Here is an 18,076-nt window from a genome sequence, read left to right on the forward strand (position 1 = left end):
GTCAGACGCCCATCGGGTGCCAGACCGTCTTCGTCTCCAGGTACGCCCGCAGCCGCGACATGTCCGGCTCGCGGGTGAAGTCCTCACTCGGTCGCGCCCGCAGCACCCGCTTCACGGTCCCGGCCGCGGACCGTTCGAGGTCTGCCCGGAGCGAGTCGGGGGCGCCGGTCAGGTCCAGGGCGTTGACGTCGCCGTGGGAGGCGAGCCACGGGGCGATCTCGGCCGTGCGGCCCGTGATGATGTTGACGACGCCGCCGGGGAGGTCGGAGGTGGCCATGACCTCGGACAGGGTGATCGCCGGGAGCGGGCGGTCCTGCGAGGTGATGACCACGCAGGTGTTGCCCGAGGCGATGACCGGGGCGATCACCGACACGAGTCCGAGCAGCGAGGACTGCTGGGGGGCGAGGACGGCCACCACGCCGGTGGGTTCCGGGGTGGAGAAGGAGAAGTAAGGGCCCGCGACCGGGTTCGAGGAGCCCAGGACGGCGGCGAGCTTGTCGGTCCAGCCCGCGTACCAGACCCAGCGGTCGATGGCGGTGTCCACGAGTGACTGGGCCTTCTTCACCGCGATGCCCTCGGAGGCGGCTACCTCCGAGATGAACTGCTCGCGGCGGCCCTCCAGGACTTCTGCCACGCGGTACAGGACCTGGCCGCGGTTGTAGGCGGTGGCGCCGGACCACGAGGAGAAGGCCTTGCGGGCGGCCGTTACGGCGTCGCGGGCGTCTTTGCGGGAGCCTTGGGCCGCGTTGGCGAGGAACGTGCCCTTCGAGTCGGTGACCGGGTAGGAGCGGCCCGACTCGGAGCGGGGGAAGGCGCCGCCGATGTAGAGCTTGTAGGTCTTCGCGACCGAGATGCGATCAGACATCGAGGTAGGCCTCCAGACCGGTGCGGCCGCCCTCGCGGCCGAAGCCCGACTCCTGGTAGCCGCCGAACGGGGCGGTGGGGTCGAAGCGGTTGAACGTGTTGGACCAGACGACGCCGGCGCGCATCTTCTGCGCCATCCAGAGGATGCGGGAGCCCTTTTCGGTCCAGACGCCGGCGGAGAGGCCGTACGGGGTGTTGTTCGCCTTCGCCACGGCCTCGTCGGGGGTGCGGAAGGTGAGGACGGACAGGACCGGGCCGAAGATCTCCTCGCGGGCGATGCGCATGGCCTGCGAGACGTTCGAGAACACGGTCGGGGCGAAGTAGAAGCCCTTGTCCGGCAACGGGCAGGAGGAGGTCCAGCGGGACGCGCCCTCGGCCTCGCCGGCCGCGGTCAGCTCCTGGATCTTGGTGAGCTGCTCGCGGGAGTTGATGGCGCCGACGTCGGTGTTCTTGTCGAGCGGGTCGCCGACGCGCAGGGTGGAGACGCGGGCGTGCAGCTTTTCGAGGAGCTCGTCCGCCACGGACTCCTGGACCAGCAGGCGGGAGCCCGCGCAGCAGACGTGGCCCTGGTTGAAGAAGATGCCGTTGACGATGCCCTCGACGGCCTGGTCGAGCGGGGCGTCGTCGAACACGATGTTCGCCGCCTTGCCGCCGAGCTCCAGGGTGAGCTTCTTCGACGTGCCGGCCAGGTTGCCCTGGATGATCTTGCCGACGTCGGTGGAGCCGGTGAAGGCCACCTTGTTCACGTCCGGGTGGCCCACCAGCTCGGCACCCACGTCGCCGGCGCCGGGGAGGATGTTGACCACGCCCGGCGGGAGGTCGCACTGCTGGATGATGTCGGCGAGCACCAGCGCGGTGAGCGGGGTGGTCTCGGCCGGCTTCAGCACGACGGTGTTGCCGCAGGCCAGGGCCGGGGCGATCTTCCACGCGGCCATCAGCAGCGGGAAGTTCCACGGGATGACCTGGCCGGCCACGCCCAGCGGGCGCGGGTCGGGGCCGTAGCCCGCGTAGGAGAGCTTGTCCGCCCAGCCCGCGTGGTAGAAGAAGTGCGCGGCGGCCGTGGGGACGTCGACGTCGCGCGACTCCTTGATCGGCTTGCCGTTGTCCAGCGACTCCAGCACCGCGAGCTCACGGCCGCGTTCCTGGATCTGGCGCGCGATCCGGTAGATGTACTTGGCGCGCTCGGAGCCGGGCATCTTCGACCACACCCGGTCGTAGGCGCGGCGCGCGGCCTTGACCGCGGTGTCCACATCGGACTTCGACGCCGTGGAGACCTCGGCCAGCACCTCCTCGGTGCCGGGGTTGATGCTCTTGAGCGGTTCGCCGGAGCCCTCGACGAACTCGCCGTCGACGAACATCCGGTAGTTCGGCTTGAGGTTCGCGATGTCCCGCGACTCGGGCGCGGGGGCGTATTCCCACATGTGTCAGTCCACCGTCACGTAGTCCGGGCCGCTGTAGTGGCCGTCCAACTGGGTCCGCCGCTGCATGAGCAGGTCGTTCAGCAACGTCGACGCGCCGAACCGGAAGAGGCTCGGGTCGAGCCACTCCGGGCCCGCCACCTCGTGCACGGCCACCAGGTACTTGATCGCGTCCTTGGTCGTGCGGATGCCGCCGGCGGGCTTGACCCCGCGCAGCTCGCCGGTCTGGGTCTGCCAGTCCCGCACGGCCTGCAGCATCACGTGCGTGACCGGCAGCGTCGCCGCCGGCTGCACCTTGCCGGTCGAGGTCTTGATGAAGTCGCCACCGGCGAGCAACGCGAGCCACGAGGCGCGGCGGACGTTGTCGTAGGTCACCAGCTCACCGGTCTCCAGGATGACCTTGAGGTGCGCGTCTCCACAGGCTTGTTTGACCTGGACGATCTCCTCGAACACCTGCCCGTAGCGGCCGGAGAGGAACGCGCCGCGGTCGATCACCATGTCGACCTCGGAGGCGCCCTGCTCGACGGCGAACCGGGTGTCGGCCAGCTTGATGTCGAGCGTGCTGCGGCCGCTGGGGAACGCCGTCGCGACGCTGGCGACGCCGATCCCGGTGCCCTGCAGCTCGTCGGCGGCCGTCTTCACCATGTCCGGGTAGACGCAGACCGCGGCGACCCTGGGCACGTCCGGCCGGTCGGGGTCGGGCCTGCGCGCCTTCGCGGCGAGCGAGCGGACCTTGCCGGGGGTGTCGGCGCCTTCGAGCGTGGTGAGGTCGACCATGCTGATCGCCAGGTCGATGGCGTGCAGCTTGCTGGCCTTCTTGATGCTGCGCGTGCCGAGGCCCGCGGCTCGTTGCTCGACGCCGACCTGGTCGACGCCGGGGAGCCCGTGCAGGAAACGCCGCAGCGACGATTCGTCGCGCACGGCGTCCGCCAGGGCCGACGGCAGTGTCGTAGGAGCAGCCATGGTTCGGAGTCTAAGCGGAATGGGACGCCCGTCCTAAGTGAGCGGGTTCTCCCTGGTCAGCGCGGTTGCGGCAAGCTCGGGTGACATGGGGAGGAAGCTCGTTGGGGTCGCAGTGGTGGTGGTCGCGCTCACGGCGGCGGTGCTGGTGCTGAGGAGCCCTGCGCCGGAGCCTGAACCGGAACGGGTGGAGCGGGTCACCGGGAGCTCGTCCGGCTGGCGGCAGGTCACCGTGTCCGGCGGCGACGCGCGGCGGACGTTCGTCGACGGCGACCTCGTGTTCGTGGGGGACGGCCTGCTGGGGTCTCGCCGGGTCGAACGCAACCAGACCACGCTGTCCACTGTGGAGCGTGACGTCGAGCTGTCCGCGTCCGGGCACGTGGCCTCCGGACCCATCGCGGTGACCCCGGCGGTCTTCGTGCTGCAGGACGGAACGCGCTGCCTGGAGGTCGTGGACCCGGACGAGCTCACCGAACGGGGCCGGCACTGCGCGGGTGAGAACGCCGAGATCTCGTTGCTGAGCGCGGAGGACGACGGCGTGCAGTGGCGGGAGACCGTGCCGGGGGAGAAGTGCGCGGTGTGGTTCCGGCTCAGCGAAGGCGTTGTACCGCAACGACTCCCGGTCAGCGAGTCGGCGTGCCGCTCGGCGGTGCTGGTGCGCGCGGACGGCTGGGAGCTGACCGCGGACTTCCCGCCGTACCAGACGGGTGCGGCGCATCCGGGGTCGTTGGTGGCGCGCAAGGACGGCCGCGAGATCCTCCTCGACCACTCCGCCGCCGACGTCCGGGAGTGCGGCGAGGACGTGTACTGGCTCAGCGGGACCGGTCTGGGAACGCTGGTGCGCTGGCGGCCGGGCACGATCCGCGCGGAGGTGACCGAGCTGGTCGAGCCGAAGTGGCTGCGGTGCGTCAACGGCGCGGTGAACGCCGTCGGGCCTACGGCTTTGTGGTTGCCGGAGGAGCGTTGAGCACCCGGTCGTAGCCGTCGAGCAGGCACGCGTCGAGGGTCGGGTAGTCGTCGCGCTGCACCCCGGTGGCGGTCAACCTCCACCGGGTCTCGGGGCGGTGGTCGACGAGCAGCACCGCGCCCGTCGCTCCGATCTCCTCCATGACGTCCGCGAACCCGTCGGCGTCCTCGACGGGCTCGTCCAGCCACTCGTGCTCGCCCAGCTGCGTGATCAGTTGGCGGCGCAGGAAGTCCAGCACCTGGTCGATGCGGTCGAGGTCGGACCTGGTCACCCAGAACTCGCCGGCGAACGGCGGCTTGCCGAGGATCACCGTCCACCGGTTGCGCTCGCGCAACCCGTCGATCTTGAACGTGACGTGCACGCCGGCGTGCCCCGCCCGTTCCGCCAGCTCCGCGATCCTCATCAGCGCACCGATTCGGCCAGGCGCAGCGGTTCCGTGATCATGGCCGCGCTCAGTCGAGCAGCTCGCGCAGGATGTTCGACTTCTTCCGCTTGGGCCCCTTCACCTCGACCCCGCCCATGATCGCGAGCCCGGTGATGCGCACGGTCGGCGCACCGGGGATGTACCGGCGGCTGGGCACCTTGTCCTCGAACGCGCCCATGAACCCGAACCCGTCGACCTTGACGTTGATGTCGTCGGGCACCCGCACCTCGACCCCGCCCCAGAAGGCGAACGCGCTGATGGTGACCTCCTGCTCGGCGAACCGGGCGTGGGTCAGGTCGATCTCGATGCCACCCATGACGGCCACCGCGTTGTGCAGCCGCGGCACCACCCAGTCGCCCTTGCGGTTGACCCCGGACCAGAACGCGACGGACACCGCACTGCCGGGCTCACCACCCACCCGGTTGTCCGTGGCGGGCTGGTACTGCGGCCCGACGGCCGGCTGCGGCATGCCGCTCAGCACCAGGTCGGCGGTGATGGGAACGAGCTCACCGTAGGTCTTGGCGGCGTAGACGGCCGCAAGCCGCTCGTCCAGCTCGTGGATGTCGAGGCGCCCCTCAGCGGTCGCCTTGTGCAGCACCTGCGCGATCCGTTCCCGGTCCGCGTCCGAGGCGCGCATGTGACTCTGGTCAGCCGGTACCAGCTCGTCGCTCACCCGATCGAGTCTAGAACCCTCACTTCCGGTTCGGGGCGTACTTGACAGTGATCGCGAAGGCGGCCACCAGCACCAGCGCGAGGCTCGTGGCGAGGGCCGGGCTGTGCCCCCACAGCTTCGGCAGCACGCCGATGACGACCGCGACCGCGGCGGACACACCCAGGATGACCAGCGGGGACTCACACCGTTGCCGCACGTGCTTCTGTTCGAGCGTCACCGTTCGCACCTCCGCGTCTCAACTGGATACGAGACTCTTCGGAGCCGGGCCGGTGGATCTTGACTGCCGGATCGGGTTGCCCTGGGCCCTGATCAGGTGGTGCGCGGGGGGCTGAGCTGGTCGCGCAACATGCCGGGGTCGCCGCTGAGCCCGCGTTTCAGACGGAGCTCGCGCAGCTCCGTCGACACCCGGCGATGTCGGAACGAACCACCCCGTTGCGCCATGGCCGAAGGTGGCCTTCTTGCCACCGTGGCACGAAACCGCCTTCGTCCGGATGACAGCGTTGCGTGCCAGCGTGGCAAGGGCGGACCGTTGGCCCACCTGCTCGCCAACGCCGCTCACGCGCGAATCCCGGTCAGACACGGTGGCATCCGGCGCGAGCTGCGGATCAGGCCGTACGAGGGGGCGCTGCCCTGGCGGTTCCACGACCGGCCCGTGGAGCTGCACCTCATGCGGGACGTCAGGGTGGTCTTCTGCGCCGACGAGCTGCGCGCCGAAGCCCTCGGCCTCGCCGGCGAGCTCCTTCAGACCGTGGGCCGGCGCAGCGGCAACCCCGCCGCCCGGTAGATCGCGTCGATCACCGTCATGTTCCGCACCGCGTCCTCCGCCGTCGTCGGGAACGCCTTGCCGTGCAGCACCGCGTCGGTGAACGCGTCCAGCTGGTACGCGTAGGTCGCGCGCCGCCCGAACGTCTCCGACGAGTGCCTGTCCTTGAGCCGCAACGACAACCGGTGGAACACGTGCGGTCCCAAAGGGTTGAGGACGCTCAGCACACCGTTCTCGCCGATGGCCTTCATCGACAGCTTCAGCGCCGTGGCCGACCACAGCGAGGCGTGGACGGAACCCGTGTGGCCGGAGGGGAAGCGGAGCGTGGCGCGCATGGCGCGGTCGATCGACGGGGTGCGGAGCAGGGCGCGGGCCGAGCGCACGGAGGGTTCCTCGCCGCCGAGCAGGCGGGCCATGTGGACGGCGTAGCAGCCGGCGTCCATCATCGCGCCGCCCGCGAGGGAGTAGTCGTAGCGGATGTTGGCGAAGGCCGGGAGCGGGAAGCAGACGGAGGCTTCCACGTGGCGCAGCGGGCCGAGGACGCCGGAGCGGATGATCTCGTCGACCCGCACGGCCAGCGGGTGGTAGCGGTAGTGGAACGCCTCCATCACCACGAGACCGGAGGCGGCGGCTGCGGCGGCGACGGACGAGGCTTCCGCTGCGTTGGCGGTGAAGGGCTTCTCGCACAACACGTGCTTGCCGGCTTTCAGGGCGGCGAGCGTCCACTTGCCGTGCAGGCCGTTCGGCAGCGGGTTGTAGACGGCGTCCACGGCCGGGTCGGCGAGCAGGTCCTCGTACGAGCCGTGCACCCGCGGGATGCCGTGCTTGTCCGCGAACGTCCGTGCGCGTTCTGCCGAACGTGCCGCCACCGCGACGACCTCGGCGACCGTGGAGGAACGGGCGGGGCGGATGACGGCGGCCGGCGCGATCATGGCCGCGCCGAGCACTCCGATGCGCACGTGGTCTGTCACGCGCCGACCCTACCTCGCCAGTTAACGGCGTTCACTCCGCCGAACCGGTTGTGCGCACCACAGTCCACTCCGGACAGGTGGCGCCGGACGGGCCGCGTTCGACCCCTTCGAACGCCGTCGCAGCGGTTACGGTGTCGGGCATGGACGTCCTCGTCGTCGATCACCCACTCGCCAAGGCGCGACTCACCACCATGCGCGATGCGCGCACGGACAACGCGGCGTTCCGCGCGGCGTTGCAGGAGCTCACGGTCATGCTGGTCTACGAGGCCATGCGCGAGGCCCCGGTCAAGGAGGAGCGCACGCACACCCCCGTCGCACGCACCACGGGGTACAAGCTCGCGAACCCGCCGCTGCTCGTGCCGGTGCTGCGGGCCGGGCTGGGCATGGCCGACCAGGCGCACAAGCTGATCCCGGACGCGCAGATGGGCTTCGTGGGGCTCGCGCGCGACGAGGAGACGCTGCAGCCGACGCCGTACATGGAGTCGCTGCCGGAGGACCTCGCCGGGCGGCCCGTGTTCGTGCTCGACCCGATGCTCGCGACCGGTGGCTCGATGGCCTACACGATCCGGCTGCTGACCCAGCGCGGCGCGACCGACGTGACGGCGGTGTGCGTGCTCGCGGCTCCCGAGGGCATCAACCACCTCGAGGACTCGCGGCTGCCGGTGCGGCTGATCACCGCGTCGGTGGACGAGCGGTTGAACGACTCCGGTTTCATCGTGCCCGGTCTCGGTGACGCCGGTGACCGTCTGTACGGGGCGGTTTAGGACATACCTCCGATCGGACGTAGCAGTGGTCTAGACCTCAGGCCTATCGTGCTGGAGACCACATCGCCGCTGCCGCCACCGATTTAGGAGACTCATGTCCGGACGGAGATGGGGTGTCGCCGCGCTCGCGGTCGGCGCCCTGTCCGCGTCGCTGGCCGTTGCGCCCGCGAACGCCGACGTCGAGACCAGTGGGCACCACGGATACTCGAAGACCCGCACCGTCGGGTACTTCATCCAGTGGGGCGTGTACGGCCGGAACTTCCGGGTGAAGAACCTCGTCGACAGCGGGGCCGCGGCGCGGCTCACGCACCTGAACTACGCGTTCGGGTTCCTGGACGAGTCGGGCAAGTGCATCAGCTCCGACCCGTGGGCCGACTGGCAGATGCCCTTCACCGCGGAGCAGTCGGTGAGCGGCAAGGCCGACGAGGCCGGTCAGGTGCTGCTGGGCAACCTCAACCAGCTCAAGCAGCTCAAGGCCAAGTACCCCAAGCTCAAGGTGAACATCTCGCTGGGCGGCTGGACGGGCTCGCGGTACTTCTCCAACGCGGCGCTCACGCCCGAGTCGCGCGCGGCGCACGTCAAGTCGTGCACCGACATGTGGATCAAGGGCAACCTGCCCGGCCTGCCGGAGGGTGCCGCGAAGGGCGTCTTCGACGGCATCGACCTCGACTGGGAATGGCCCGGCAGCAACGGCAACATGCAGCCGCCGAACGTCGTCCGCCCCGAGGACAAGCAGAACTTCACCAAGCTGCTCGCCGAGTACCGCAAGCAGATGGGCTGGAACCGCGACCTGACCGCGTTCCTGCCGGCCGACCCGAAGCAGGTGGACGCGGGCTTCGAGGTCGCGAAGGTGTTCTGCTACCTCACCTTCGGCACGCTGCAGGGCTACGACTACCACGGTGCGTGGGACGCGCAGGCGAACCAGCAGTCCGCGCTGCGCGTGCCCAAGGGTGACCCGTCCGCCAACGAGTTCAGCACCGAGGTGACGGTCAACGCGTGGCTCTCGCGCGGTGCCCCGCGCTCGAAGGCCGTGCTCGGCGTGCCGTTCTACGGCCGCGGCTGGACCGGTGTCGCGCCGGGCACCCGCAACGGCCTGTTCGGCACGGGCACGCCGGTGCCGGCGACCTACGAGAACGGCTACGAGGACTTCAAGGTCATCAAGCCGAAGCTCGCCGACCCGAAGTACAAGATCTACCGCGATGAGCGCGCCGGCTTCGCGTGGATCTACGACGGCACGACGTGGTGGACCTACGACGACGCGACCGAGATGAAGCGCAAGGCGCGCTACATCAACGACCGCCGTCTCGGCGGCGCGATGATCTGGTCGCTCGACGGTGACACCGCCGACGGTGAGCTGATCAAGGCTCTCGACGGCGCACTGAAGTAGGGCCGCACCAAAGACGAACTGTCCGCATCGGACAGTTCAGCGGGTCCGGGGAGGTTTCGCGGCGGCCGCCTCCCCGGATTCCGTCATCTTCGCACCACCCGGCTCCGCCCGGTTCCGCTTCTCAGTGCTCGGCCCGCCACCCGCGGCCGTGCGCCCGCAGCGCCAGCTCGTAGGTGGCGGCGGCGTCGACGCCGGGCGGCAGGTTCCCGTTGAGCTCCAGGCTCACCAGGCCGTGCGCGATGCCCCACATCGACATCGCGATCTGCTGCGGGTCCTCGTCCCGGTAGACGCCCGTCTCGATCGCCCGCCGCACCGCGTTGCGCACCGGCGCGAACGTCCGGCCGGCCGCGCGGCTCATCTCCTTCGTCGGCTCGACGACCTTCGAGTAGAGCACCGAGTAGAACTGCGGGTCCTCCAGCGCGCTGCGCCGGTACGCCAGCCCGATCTGCAGCAGGTCCTCCGCCGGGTCGTCGGTGGTCGGCACGGCCTGCAGGTGCGCGCCGAACCGGCTGAACGCCTCGTCGTAGAGCGCCTCGAGCAACGCCGGTTTCCCGCCGAAGAGGGAATAGACCGCGGTGGTCGAGGTGTTGACGTCGGTGGCGATCCTGCGCAAGCTCACCGCGTCGGGTCCCCGAGTGCTGAGCAGCTCGCCCGCCCGCTGCAGCAGACGCCGGCGCAGCGCCTCGTCGTGGGTCTTGGGCCTGGGCATCACGCAATCCTAACGGCCGCTGGCCTGAGTGGTATCACATTGGTACCGTCCCCGGAATGGCGATGACGCTGAGGTTGACCGAGGAGGAGAACCTTCGGCTCGCTGAGCTCGCGGCGGCCGAGGGGCGGTCCAAGCAGGAGGTCGTGCGGCTGGCGATAGCGGACCGCTACCAGCGCATGCAGCAGGAGGAGAAGCTCGGCGAGGTGCTCGGGCGGGTGCTGCCCAAGTACCGAGGTCTTTTGGATAGGCTCGGATCTTCCTGAAACTGTCAGACCTCTGTGATCAACTGGGTGCTGTGATCTCCTACCTCGACGCCGGGGACCTCTTAGTGCTGGCCACGGCTGTGACCGGTGGCGACCTCGTCGTGAGGGACATCGGTCTGCTGGACACGGCGGCGTACCGCCCGCGGGCCACCGTGCTCGGCGTGGAGGCGTACGACACGCTGTGGTTGAAGTCGTCCGCTCTGCTCGACTCGATCGTGCGAACCCGGCCCCTGGCCGAAGGCAACTGGCGGCTCGGCTGGGTCGCCGCCGTCACGATGTGTGACATCAACGGCTACTGGATCGACGCCGACGAGGACGACGCGCTCGATCTCGTCCGCGCGCTGGGCCGCGACAAGATCGACGTCGCGGAGATGGCCGGCCACCTGGAGGCGTGGGGCCTGCCCAAGGATTCCGCTTGACCTAGAGTGCACTCCAGGTCTTAGCGTCGATTTCGTGAGTTACTCGATAGCCCAAGCCGCGCAGCGCAGTGGGTTGTCCATCGACACCCTGCGCTACTACGAACGAATCGGGCTCGTCGACCCGCCCGCCCGCGACTCGGGTGGCCGCCGCGCCTACTCCGACGACGACCTCGGCTGGCTGGCGTTCGTGACGCGCCTGCGCACCACCGGCATGCCGATCCGCATGATGCGCGAGTTCGCGCAGCTCAGGCACCGCGGCGAGCACACGGCGGGCCGCCGCAAGCAGATCCTCGTGGAGCACCGCAACGACGTCCGTGCCCGCATCGCGGAGCTGCAGTCGTGCCTCGAGGTCCTGGACTACAAGATCGACCACTACGCCGTGGTCGAACGCGATTTGGAGGCGACGGCGTGAGGCGTCAGCTCGGTTCTTTGGAGGTCGGGCCGCAGGGGCTCGGCTGCATGGGGATGTCGGAGTTCTACGGTGCCGGCGACGACACCAAGTCGATCGCGGTGATCCACCGGGCCCTGGAGCTCGGCGTGACGCTGATCGACACGGCCGACATGTACGGCCCGCACACCAACGAGGAACTGGTCGGCCGCGCTCTGTCCGGTCGCCGGGACTCGGTGGTGCTGGCGACGAAGTTCGGCATCGTGCGCGAGGAGGGCGGTGGCCGCTCGGTCCGCGGCGATCGCGACTACGTCCGCTCATCTGTCGAGGGGTCGCTGAAGCGCCTCGGCACCGACGTGATCGACCTGTACTACCTGCACCGGGTGCCCGCGGACACGCCCATCGAGGAGACCGTGGGCGCGATGGCCGAGCTGGTCACCGAGGGCAAGGTCCGCCACCTGGGCCTGTCCGAGGCGGGCGCCGAGACGTTGCGCCGCGCCCACGCCGTCCACCCGATCACGGCGCTGCAGAGCGAGTGGTCGCTGTGGTCGCGCGACATCGAGGCCGAGATCGTGCCGACCGCCCGCGAGCTCGGCATCGGCCTGGTGCCCTACTCGCCACTCGGCCGCGGCGTGCTGACCGGCCGGTTCGCGTCCTCCGCCGACTTCTCCGACGGCGACTTCCGCGCCGCGAACCCGCGGTTCTCCGGCGCCAACCTCGACGCGAACCTGAAGATGGTCGCCGACCTGCGGGCGCTGGCCGAGGAGCGCGGGGTGACCGCCGGTCAGCTGGCGCTGGCCTGGGTGCAGCACCGCGGGGCCGACGTCGTACCGATCCCGGGCACCAAGCGGCTGAAGTACCTGGAGGAGAACGTGGCGGCGGCCGCGCTGGAGCTGTCGGACGCGGACCTGGCGGCGATCGAGGCGGCGGTGCCCGCCTCGGCGGTGGCCGGAGACCGGTACCCGGACATGAGCTCGATCGGGCGTTAGAACACCTGTTCGAATCTATCCCCAGAGTTGTCCACAGGGTGGGGACAATTTCCTGTGGACAACTCTGGAGGTCATGTGGACAACTGAGCTGCGACGGTCGCTCCGAGCTCCCAGCACGCCTGCAGGTCGGCCTTCGTCGGCTCACCCGTCACCACGACGTGCTCGGCGGCCTTCTCCCACCTGAGCCCGGTCGTGGCGGTCTCGACGCTGCGCACCGCACCCGTCGTGTCGTTGTTGCCGTGCACGTACAACCCGAACGGCCTACCGCGAGTCGAATCCAGACACGGGTAGTAAACGGTGTCGAAGAAGTGCTTGAGCGCGCCGCTCATGTAACCGAGGTTCGCGGGCGTCCCCAGCAGGTAGCCGTCGGCCTCCAGAACATCCACAGCGGTTGTGGACAACGCGGCTCTGCGCACCACCTCGACGCCCTCGATCTCAGGCGTGGTGGCGCCGGAGACGACCGCCTCGAACATCGCCTGCAGGGCGGGCGACGGGGTGTGGTGGACGAGCAACAGCCTCATGGCGCTCAAGCTATCGCCACTCACCGTCGGGGTCGGTCGGCTTCACGGTGTCCACGCCGATCGCCCGCAGCTGCTCGGTGGTGACCACCTCGCCGTGGTCGGGCTTGACCATGGCCAGCAGTTCCACGGTGAGGTCGACCAGCCGCTTCTGGGACCACTCGTGCAGGGTGGCCAGCTCGTTGCACAGCTTCAGGAGCTCGGTACCGCCGGGCCGGGTGAACAGCGGCCCCGACTCCAGCATCCCGGAGGTCGGGTGCCGGTTGTCGCGGTACGAGCGCGCGACCTGGCCGAAGAAGAAGTGCGCGAAGCGATCGGACTTCAGGTCGACGGCGAAGAGCTGTTCCAGGCCGGCCAGCAGTTGCGTGTGGAAGACCTTCAACCGGGCGTACAGCGACTCCGGGTCGACCTGGTGGTGTTCCGGCATCGGGTATGCCTCGAGGTAGGCCAGTGCCAGGTCACGTCGGGTGTACTCCACGCGCGGCAACATAGATGACCATGACCCGCGCCAGCTACGACATTGTTGCCGCCAGCTACGCCCGCCTGCTGCCCGACGCCCACGACGGCCGCCCGCTCGACGCCGCGATCACGCGCGCGTTCGCGGAGCTCGCGAGCGGCAGGATCGGTGACCTCGGCTGCGGCACCGGCCGCATCACCCGGCACCTGCACGAGCTCGGCCTCGACGCGTTCGGCGTCGACCTGTCCGACGGCATGCTCGACCAGGCGAGGCAGCACCACCCGCACCTCGACTTCCGCCAGGGTGACATCACCGAGCTCGACCTGGAAGACGAGAGCCTCGGCGGCGCCGTCGTCTGGTACTCCACGGTCCACATGCCGGCGCAGGACGTGCCCTGGCGGGAGTTCCACCGGGTCCTCCAGCCGGGTGGGTTCCTGTTGCACGCGTTCAAAGCGGGTAACCAGAAGCGGCACCTCGGCCACGCGTACGGCCACGACGTGGACCTGGACGTCTACTGGCACGACGTCGACGAGACCGTGGGCAACGCCACCGCGGCCGGGTTCAACGAAGTGGCCAGGCTCGTGCGTCAGAAGGGTGTGGACGAAGGCGGCCCGCAGGCGTTCCTGTTGCTGCAGCGGAACCCCAAGGCCGGAAAGACGTCCTAGTAGGTGTACACAGGAGGGACCATGAAGACCACCGCCCTTATGACCACCAGTCCCCGGGAGCGCCGCATCACCTGGGGTTTCGGCCTTGCGATCAGCATCGGGATGATCGGGATCGGGCCCCTCTTCGCGTCGCTGTGGCCTGGGTTCGACCACAGCCCGTGGGACGTCAACACGATGTTGCTCGGACTCGGCGTGGGGCTCTGCTCGGTCGCGTACATCTTCGGCAGGGTCGCGGTCGCGGCCGTGACCGAGGGACGGCGCAACGCGATCGCCCCGCCGACCACGAGGGCCTACTGGGTGGCCGGCGGGGGATTCGCGCTTGCCCTGCTGTGCCTGTTGATCGCTGTTTCTAGCTGACGAGCGCGGTCACGCGTTCACGCAACTCGGCCAGTCGAGCCTTCGCTGCCTCACGGGCGGACGGGAGTCCGTCCGTGACCGGCTCGACGACCTCCAGGTACGCCTTGAGCTTCGGCTCGGTACCGGACGGCCGCACGATCACCCGCACGCCGGGAGCCGTCCACCGCAGCACGTCCGCGCCGGGCAGCAGGTCCTCGGACGCGAACTCGGCGGGCGGCTCGGCGCGCAGGCGGGCCATCGTCGCGCCGATCAGCGACAGGTCGGTGTAGCGCAACGACACCTGGTCGGTCAGGTGCAGGCCGTGGTCCAGCGCGAGCTGGTCCAGGGCGTCCGGCAACGTCCGCCCGGACGCCTTCAGGCCCGCCGCCAGGTCGGCCGCGACGACGGCCGCCGAGATGCCGTCCTTGTCCGCCACGAACTCCGGGTCGACGCAGTTGCCCAGCGCCTCCTCGTAGGCGAACACCAGGCCCTCCCCGGCGCGCGCCAGCCACTTGAAGCCCGTCAGCGTCTCCGCGTACCGGGCGCCGTGTGCCGCCGCGATCGACTTCAGCAGCGACGACGACACGATCGTCGTTGCCACCAACGGGTCCGGGTTCTCCACAGTGGACAGCACCAGCGAGCCCAGCAGCACGCCCGTCTCGTCGCCGCGCAGCATCCGCCACGCCGAACCGTCCCGCACGCCCAGCGCGCACCGGTCGGCGTCCGGGTCGAGCGCGATGGCGAGGTCCGCGTCGACCGAGGCGGCCAGCGCCAGCAGCTCGTCGGAGGCGCCCGGCTCCTCGGGGTTCGGGAACACGACCGTCGGGAAGTCCGGGTCCGGCACGGCCTGCGAGCGCACCACGTGCACGTCGGTGAAACCCGCGCGCCGCAACGCTTCCACGGCGAACTGGCCACCGACGCCGTGCATCGGCGTCAACGCGATCTTCAACGTCCGCGCGGTGCCGCGCGGCAGTGACGCGACCCGGTCCAGGTACGCGTCGACGTCGGCGTCGGGCACCACCGAGTACGTGGAGGCGCGCGGCACCGACACCGCGGCGGGCACGGCCTCGATCGCCTTCTCGATCTCCCCGTCCGACGGCGGCACGATCTGCGAGCCGCCGGTCAGGTAGAGCTTGTACCCGTTGTCCGCGGGCGGGTTGTGCGACGCGGTGATCTGGATTCCGGCGACCGCGTTGTGCCGCCGCACCAGGAAAGCCAGCAGCGGCGTCGGCAACGGCCCCGGCAGCACCCGCACGTCGAAGCCGGCCGCGGCCATGACCTCGGCCGCCGCGGTGGCGAACTCCTCCGACCCGTGCCGCGCGTCGCGGCCGACGAACACGACCCCGGACGCACCGGACGCACCCAACCCGGACGCACCCAGCCACGCGGCGACACCGGCGGTCGTGCGGACCACCGTGGCGACGTTCATGCCGTTCGTGCCCGCCCGCACCGGACCGCGCAGCCCGGCCGTGCCGAACGTCAACGGCCCGGCCATCCGGTCCCGCAGGTCCTCCAGCGCCGCCGGGTCACCGCCCATCGCCCGCGCCAGCACCCCTTGCAGCTCCTCACGGGTCGCCGCGGACGGGTCGTCAGCGATCCACCGGAACGTCGCGTCACGAAGCACCGGCGTGAGGCTCATGCGCGGTCCACCAGCTCGCGCAGCAGCGTGCCCATGCGCTGGGCGGCGGCGGCACCGGCGTCGAGCACCTCCTGGTGGTTCAACGGCTCACCGGTGATGCCCGCCGCGAGGTTCGTGACCAGCGACAGCCCGAACACCTCGACGCCCTCGGCCCGCGCGGCGATCGCCTCGTGCACGGTCGACATGCCGACCAGGTCGGCACCCAGCGTGCGCAGCATGCGGATCTCGGCCGGCGTCTCGAAGTGCGGACCGGGCAGACCCGCGTACACACCCTCCTCCAGCGACGGGTCGATCTCCTGCGCGACCTTGCGCAGCCGCGGCGAGTACAGGTCCGTGAGGTCCACGAACCGCGCGCCGACCAGCGGCGACAGCGAGGTCAGGTTGAGGTGGTCGGAGATCAGCACCGGCTGACCGACGGACATGCCCTGGCGCAGGCCACCGGCGGCGTTGGTCAGCACGACCGTCTTCACGCCCGCCGCGGCGACGGTGCGCACGCCGTGCACGACCTTCTGCACGCCCTTGCCCTCGTAGCCGTGGGTGCGGCCGAGGACGACGAGGACCTTCTTGCCGCCCACCTCGACGGAACGGATGGTGCCGCCGTGGCCGAGCGCGGTCGGCGCCTCGAAGCCCGTCAGCTCGCCCACCGGAATCTCGGTGACCGGCTCGCCGATCACGTCGGCGGCGGGTCGCCAGCCGGAGCCGAGCACGATGGCGATGTCGTGCTCGTCGTTGCCGGTGCGGCTCTGGATCTCTTCCGCGGCCTTGCCGGCCAGCTCTTCTGGAGTCACCGCGAGAGCTTAAACCGGGGCGAACGTGGAGGCGATCGCGTCGAAGAGGCGTTCGCGCGCCGCGTCCTCCTGTTCGGTCGGGACGGTGACCTCGACCACCCACAGGTCGGTGCCGTGCGGCAGCACGCGGGAGAAATGCGAGCGGCGCAGCGCCGTCGCCTCGTCACCCTCGACGGTCTTGTAGACGAACTGGATGCCGTCCTCGGCGCGCGGCCCCGCGAGGTTCGGCGTCGGCACCTTCTCGCCGCCGTAGAACCGCGACGACCAGCGCGCCTGCACGGACGCCACGTACTCGGCGATCTTGCGCTTCGGGTAGAAGTCGGGGAACCGCCGCACGGCCACCTCGTACGCACCGGACGGCGACACGAAGTGCACCACCGCCGACGCCGGTACGCGCTGGTCGGCCGCGCGCTGCTCGGCGTACTTCGTCCAGCTCTGGTCCACCTTCAGGGTGAACTTCCCGCCCTGGTCGCCGATCGCCGTGACCGCGTCCTCGGTGCGCTGCTCGAACGTCGGCGAGTTCGGCAGCGTCGGCAACGTCGGCGCGCCCTGCTCGGCCGGCGGCAGCAGCGGCGCCCCCGCCACGAGCCTGGTCAGCGCGAACCCGCCACCCGAGCCCACCAGGAACAGCACCACGGCCGCGACCAGCACCAGCGTCCTGGTGAGCGGCGTGCGTTCCGGCTGGCTCATCGGCTTCGTGACCATGAACGGCAACGGCCCGGGATCGGCGGCCAGGGGCGCGTCCGGCTCGATCTTCGGTTTCGGGCGGACGATCACCGGCGTGGTCCGCGGCTCACGCGCCTCGAACGCGTCCGTGCCCGGCTCCGGCAGCAGCGGGTAGACCTGGCGCCGCACGTCCACCAGCGACATCCGCCGGTCGGGGTCCTTCTGCATCAAGCCGCTGATCACCGGCGCCAGCCGCCCGGCACCCGCGGGCACCGGCACGTCGCCGTTGATCACCGCGTTGATCGTCTGCATGACGTTGCGCCCGACGTACGGCGGCTCACCGGCCATCGCGGCCCACACCGTGGCCCCCAGCGACCACCGGTCGGCCGCCGCCGAGACGTCACCGCCCTGCGCGACCTCGGGTGCGATGTAGGCGGGTGTGCCGAGCGTGATGCCGCGGGCGGTCATGGTGGCCTCGGCGACGTTGCGCGCGATGCCGAAGTCGGTGAGCTTCACCCGCCCGTCGTCGGCGATCAGGACGTTGCCGGGTTTGACGTCGCGGTGCGTGATGCCGACCCGGTGCGCCGACTCCAGTGCCGCCGCCACCGCGTCCAGCACCGCCGCGCCCTGCTTCTCGGTGAGGCAGCCCTGCTCCTTCAGCACCTCGCCGAGACTGCGCGAGGGCACCAGCTCCATCACCACGTACGGGTCGCCGTCGTGCTGGACCACGTCGTAGAGCGTGACCAGGTTCGGGTGCGACAGCGCGGCGACCGCGCGCGCCTCCCGCATCGTGCGTTCCCGCAGCTGAGCGGCCTCGACATCGGGCATGCCGGGTGTGTGCAGGATGCCCTTCACGGCCACCTGCCGCCCGAGCACCGCGTCGTGGGCCGCCCACACCGTGCCCATGGACCCCTGACCCAGCAGGTGCAGCAGCCGGTACCTAGCCGCGATCAAGCGCTCCTGGTCACCGTTTCCCACGTGTTCATTCTTCCTGAGAGACTTGCTGCATCGTTAACGGCGGTGAACCTCACATAGCCGAGCGCGTACC

General features: G+C 70.2%; 23 protein-coding genes. 10 read left to right on the forward strand and 13 right to left on the reverse strand.

Annotated elements, in window-relative coordinates:
• Position 1: 1 nt before the first annotated feature.
• The 3 genes from BBK82_RS18665 to deoC are packed head-to-tail and all read right to left on the reverse strand — an operon-like array spanning position 2 to position 3,245.
• Positions 2-865: an aldehyde dehydrogenase family protein gene (locus BBK82_RS18665; protein ID WP_065916146.1), complete on the reverse strand. Its 864-nt coding sequence runs from the start codon at positions 863-865 to the stop codon at positions 2-4.
• Positions 858-2,285, reverse strand: coding sequence for an aldehyde dehydrogenase family protein (locus tag BBK82_RS18670; protein WP_065916147.1), 1,428 nt, complete (start codon positions 2,283-2,285; stop codon positions 858-860). The genes BBK82_RS18665 and BBK82_RS18670 overlap by 8 nt, the downstream gene beginning before the upstream one ends.
• A gap of 3 nt (positions 2,286-2,288) precedes the next feature.
• Positions 2,289-3,245 carry a deoxyribose-phosphate aldolase gene (deoC, locus tag BBK82_RS18675; protein ID WP_065916148.1) on the reverse strand — a complete coding sequence of 319 codons (957 nt, stop codon included), beginning with the start codon at positions 3,243-3,245 and terminating at the stop codon, positions 2,289-2,291.
• An 85-nt stretch (positions 3,246-3,330) separates the two neighbouring features.
• On the opposite strand from deoC, the gene BBK82_RS18680 reads away from it, so the two are divergent.
• A complete protein-coding gene (locus BBK82_RS18680; RefSeq protein ID WP_154697379.1) occupies positions 3,331-4,209 on the forward strand; it encodes a hypothetical protein in 879 nt (292 codons plus the stop codon).
• On the opposite strand, the gene BBK82_RS18685 is transcribed toward BBK82_RS18680, so the two are convergent.
• The 3 genes from BBK82_RS18685 to BBK82_RS18695 are packed head-to-tail and all read right to left on the reverse strand — an operon-like array spanning position 4,178 to position 5,523.
• The gene (locus BBK82_RS18685) at positions 4,178-4,612 is read right to left on the reverse strand and encodes a hypothetical protein (protein ID WP_065916150.1); all 435 of its coding nucleotides are present in this window, start codon (positions 4,610-4,612) and stop codon (positions 4,178-4,180) included. The two genes, BBK82_RS18680 and BBK82_RS18685, sit on opposite strands and share 32 nt — an antisense overlap.
• Positions 4,613-4,661: 49 nt before the next feature.
• Positions 4,662-5,306, reverse strand: a complete 645-nt coding sequence (locus BBK82_RS18690) for a DUF1707 SHOCT-like domain-containing protein (protein WP_071812629.1) — start codon at positions 5,304-5,306, stop codon at positions 4,662-4,664.
• Positions 5,307-5,325: 19 nt separating this feature from the next.
• On the reverse strand, positions 5,326-5,523 hold the full coding sequence (locus BBK82_RS18695) for a hypothetical protein (protein ID WP_065916152.1): 198 nt from the start codon (positions 5,521-5,523) through the stop codon (positions 5,326-5,328).
• Positions 5,524-5,835: 312 nt separating this feature from the next.
• On the opposite strand from BBK82_RS18695, the gene BBK82_RS18700 reads away from it, so the two are divergent.
• The gene (locus BBK82_RS18700; protein WP_065916153.1) at positions 5,836-6,090 is read left to right on the forward strand and encodes a hypothetical protein; all 255 of its coding nucleotides are present in this window, start codon (positions 5,836-5,838) and stop codon (positions 6,088-6,090) included.
• On the opposite strand, the gene BBK82_RS18705 is transcribed toward BBK82_RS18700, so the two are convergent.
• A complete protein-coding gene (locus BBK82_RS18705; protein ID WP_071812630.1) occupies positions 6,048-7,040 on the reverse strand; it encodes a Gfo/Idh/MocA family protein in 993 nt (330 codons plus the stop codon). The two genes, BBK82_RS18700 and BBK82_RS18705, sit on opposite strands and share 43 nt — an antisense overlap.
• A gap of 140 nt (positions 7,041-7,180) precedes the next feature.
• Here BBK82_RS18705 and upp point away from each other — a divergent pair, with 140 nt between their 5' ends.
• Both upp and BBK82_RS18715 read left to right on the forward strand, forming a co-directional pair.
• Positions 7,181-7,804, forward strand: coding sequence for a uracil phosphoribosyltransferase (gene upp / locus BBK82_RS18710; protein WP_065916154.1), 624 nt, complete (start codon positions 7,181-7,183; stop codon positions 7,802-7,804).
• Positions 7,805-7,898: 94 nt separating this feature from the next.
• Complete coding sequence (locus BBK82_RS18715; protein ID WP_065916155.1) at positions 7,899-9,191, forward strand: glycoside hydrolase family 18 protein; 1,293 nt, start codon at positions 7,899-7,901, stop codon at positions 9,189-9,191.
• Between the two features lie 121 nt (positions 9,192-9,312).
• Here BBK82_RS18715 and BBK82_RS18720 read toward each other — a convergent pair whose 3' ends face one another.
• Positions 9,313-9,900 (reverse strand): TetR/AcrR family transcriptional regulator, encoded by a 588-nt coding sequence (locus BBK82_RS18720; RefSeq protein WP_065921172.1) that lies wholly within the window; start codon positions 9,898-9,900, stop codon positions 9,313-9,315.
• Between the two features lie 56 nt (positions 9,901-9,956).
• Here BBK82_RS18720 and BBK82_RS18725 point away from each other — a divergent pair, with 56 nt between their 5' ends.
• From BBK82_RS18725 to BBK82_RS18740, 4 genes are read left to right on the forward strand one after another with little or no spacing between them, the layout of a single operon-like run.
• Complete coding sequence (locus tag BBK82_RS18725; protein WP_053737502.1) at positions 9,957-10,163, forward strand: ribbon-helix-helix protein, CopG family; 207 nt, start codon at positions 9,957-9,959, stop codon at positions 10,161-10,163.
• A 32-nt stretch (positions 10,164-10,195) separates the two neighbouring features.
• Complete coding sequence (locus tag BBK82_RS18730) at positions 10,196-10,582, forward strand: type II toxin-antitoxin system death-on-curing family toxin (protein WP_065916156.1); 387 nt, start codon at positions 10,196-10,198, stop codon at positions 10,580-10,582.
• A 34-nt stretch (positions 10,583-10,616) separates the two neighbouring features.
• Positions 10,617-10,994 (forward strand): MerR family transcriptional regulator, encoded by a 378-nt coding sequence (locus tag BBK82_RS18735; RefSeq protein WP_065916157.1) that lies wholly within the window; start codon positions 10,617-10,619, stop codon positions 10,992-10,994.
• A 47-nt stretch (positions 10,995-11,041) separates the two neighbouring features.
• A complete protein-coding gene (locus BBK82_RS18740) occupies positions 11,042-11,959 on the forward strand; it encodes an aldo/keto reductase (protein WP_065916158.1) in 918 nt (305 codons plus the stop codon).
• A 71-nt stretch (positions 11,960-12,030) separates the two neighbouring features.
• Here BBK82_RS18740 and BBK82_RS18745 read toward each other — a convergent pair whose 3' ends face one another.
• Together BBK82_RS18745 and BBK82_RS18750 are read right to left on the reverse strand one after the other, a co-directional pair.
• Entirely contained in the window at positions 12,031-12,480 is a 450-nt protein-coding gene (locus BBK82_RS18745; protein ID WP_065916159.1) for a flavodoxin family protein, read from the reverse strand.
• 10 nt (positions 12,481-12,490) lie between these two features.
• Positions 12,491-12,955 carry a hypothetical protein gene (locus tag BBK82_RS18750; RefSeq protein WP_154697380.1) on the reverse strand — a complete coding sequence of 155 codons (465 nt, stop codon included), beginning with the start codon at positions 12,953-12,955 and terminating at the stop codon, positions 12,491-12,493.
• 20 nt (positions 12,956-12,975) lie between these two features.
• On the opposite strand from BBK82_RS18750, the gene BBK82_RS18755 reads away from it, so the two are divergent.
• Both BBK82_RS18755 and BBK82_RS18760 read left to right on the forward strand, forming a co-directional pair.
• On the forward strand, positions 12,976-13,599 hold the full coding sequence (locus tag BBK82_RS18755) for a class I SAM-dependent methyltransferase (protein ID WP_237048256.1): 624 nt from the start codon (positions 12,976-12,978) through the stop codon (positions 13,597-13,599).
• 21 nt (positions 13,600-13,620) lie between these two features.
• On the forward strand, positions 13,621-13,956 hold the full coding sequence (locus tag BBK82_RS18760) for a hypothetical protein (RefSeq protein WP_237048257.1): 336 nt from the start codon (positions 13,621-13,623) through the stop codon (positions 13,954-13,956).
• Here the strand turns inward: BBK82_RS18760 and BBK82_RS18765 are convergent.
• From BBK82_RS18765 to BBK82_RS18775, 3 genes are read right to left on the reverse strand one after another with little or no spacing between them, the layout of a single operon-like run.
• Positions 13,949-15,574 carry a phospho-sugar mutase gene (locus BBK82_RS18765; protein ID WP_065916162.1) on the reverse strand — a complete coding sequence of 542 codons (1,626 nt, stop codon included), beginning with the start codon at positions 15,572-15,574 and terminating at the stop codon, positions 13,949-13,951. The genes BBK82_RS18760 and BBK82_RS18765 overlap by 8 nt on opposite strands.
• Positions 15,571-16,362 carry a purine-nucleoside phosphorylase gene (locus BBK82_RS18770; RefSeq protein ID WP_065916163.1) on the reverse strand — a complete coding sequence of 264 codons (792 nt, stop codon included), beginning with the start codon at positions 16,360-16,362 and terminating at the stop codon, positions 15,571-15,573. Before BBK82_RS18770 ends, BBK82_RS18765 begins: the two co-directional genes overlap by 4 nt.
• Positions 16,363-16,371: 9 nt before the next feature.
• Positions 16,372-18,006 carry a serine/threonine-protein kinase gene (locus BBK82_RS18775; protein ID WP_154697381.1) on the reverse strand — a complete coding sequence of 545 codons (1,635 nt, stop codon included), beginning with the start codon at positions 18,004-18,006 and terminating at the stop codon, positions 16,372-16,374.
• Positions 18,007-18,076: the final 70 nt, after the last annotated feature.

This window comes from Lentzea guizhouensis (assembly GCF_001701025.1).
Lineage (GTDB): Bacteria > Actinomycetota > Actinomycetes > Mycobacteriales > Pseudonocardiaceae > Lentzea > Lentzea guizhouensis.

What these genes read in the sequence shown, in the direction of transcription:
- BBK82_RS18765 (WP_065916162.1), bottom strand. Translation starts at nt 15,574, where the DNA reads ATGAGCCTCACGCCGGTGCTTCGTGACGCGACGTTCCGGTGGATCGCT.
- BBK82_RS18685 (WP_065916150.1), bottom strand. Translation starts at nt 4,612, where the DNA reads ATGAGGATCGCGGAGCTGGCGGAACGGGCGGGGCACGCCGGCGTGCAC.
- upp (WP_065916154.1), top strand. Translation starts at nt 7,181, where the DNA reads ATGGACGTCCTCGTCGTCGATCACCCACTCGCCAAGGCGCGACTCACC.
- BBK82_RS18720 (WP_065921172.1), bottom strand. Translation starts at nt 9,900, where the DNA reads ATGCCCAGGCCCAAGACCCACGACGAGGCGCTGCGCCGGCGTCTGCTG.
- BBK82_RS18760 (WP_237048257.1), top strand. Translation starts at nt 13,621, where the DNA reads ATGAAGACCACCGCCCTTATGACCACCAGTCCCCGGGAGCGCCGCATC.
- BBK82_RS18670 (WP_065916147.1), bottom strand. Translation starts at nt 2,285, where the DNA reads ATGTGGGAATACGCCCCCGCGCCCGAGTCGCGGGACATCGCGAACCTC.
- BBK82_RS18665 (WP_065916146.1), bottom strand. Translation starts at nt 865, where the DNA reads ATGTCTGATCGCATCTCGGTCGCGAAGACCTACAAGCTCTACATCGGC.
- BBK82_RS18755 (WP_237048256.1), top strand. Translation starts at nt 12,976, where the DNA reads ATGACCCGCGCCAGCTACGACATTGTTGCCGCCAGCTACGCCCGCCTG.
- BBK82_RS18745 (WP_065916159.1), bottom strand. Translation starts at nt 12,480, where the DNA reads ATGAGGCTGTTGCTCGTCCACCACACCCCGTCGCCCGCCCTGCAGGCG.
- BBK82_RS18715 (WP_065916155.1), top strand. Translation starts at nt 7,899, where the DNA reads ATGTCCGGACGGAGATGGGGTGTCGCCGCGCTCGCGGTCGGCGCCCTG.
- BBK82_RS18680 (WP_154697379.1), top strand. Translation starts at nt 3,331, where the DNA reads ATGGGGAGGAAGCTCGTTGGGGTCGCAGTGGTGGTGGTCGCGCTCACG.
- BBK82_RS18740 (WP_065916158.1), top strand. Translation starts at nt 11,042, where the DNA reads ATGGGGATGTCGGAGTTCTACGGTGCCGGCGACGACACCAAGTCGATC.
- BBK82_RS18725 (WP_053737502.1), top strand. Translation starts at nt 9,957, where the DNA reads ATGGCGATGACGCTGAGGTTGACCGAGGAGGAGAACCTTCGGCTCGCT.
- deoC (WP_065916148.1), bottom strand. Translation starts at nt 3,245, where the DNA reads ATGGCTGCTCCTACGACACTGCCGTCGGCCCTGGCGGACGCCGTGCGC.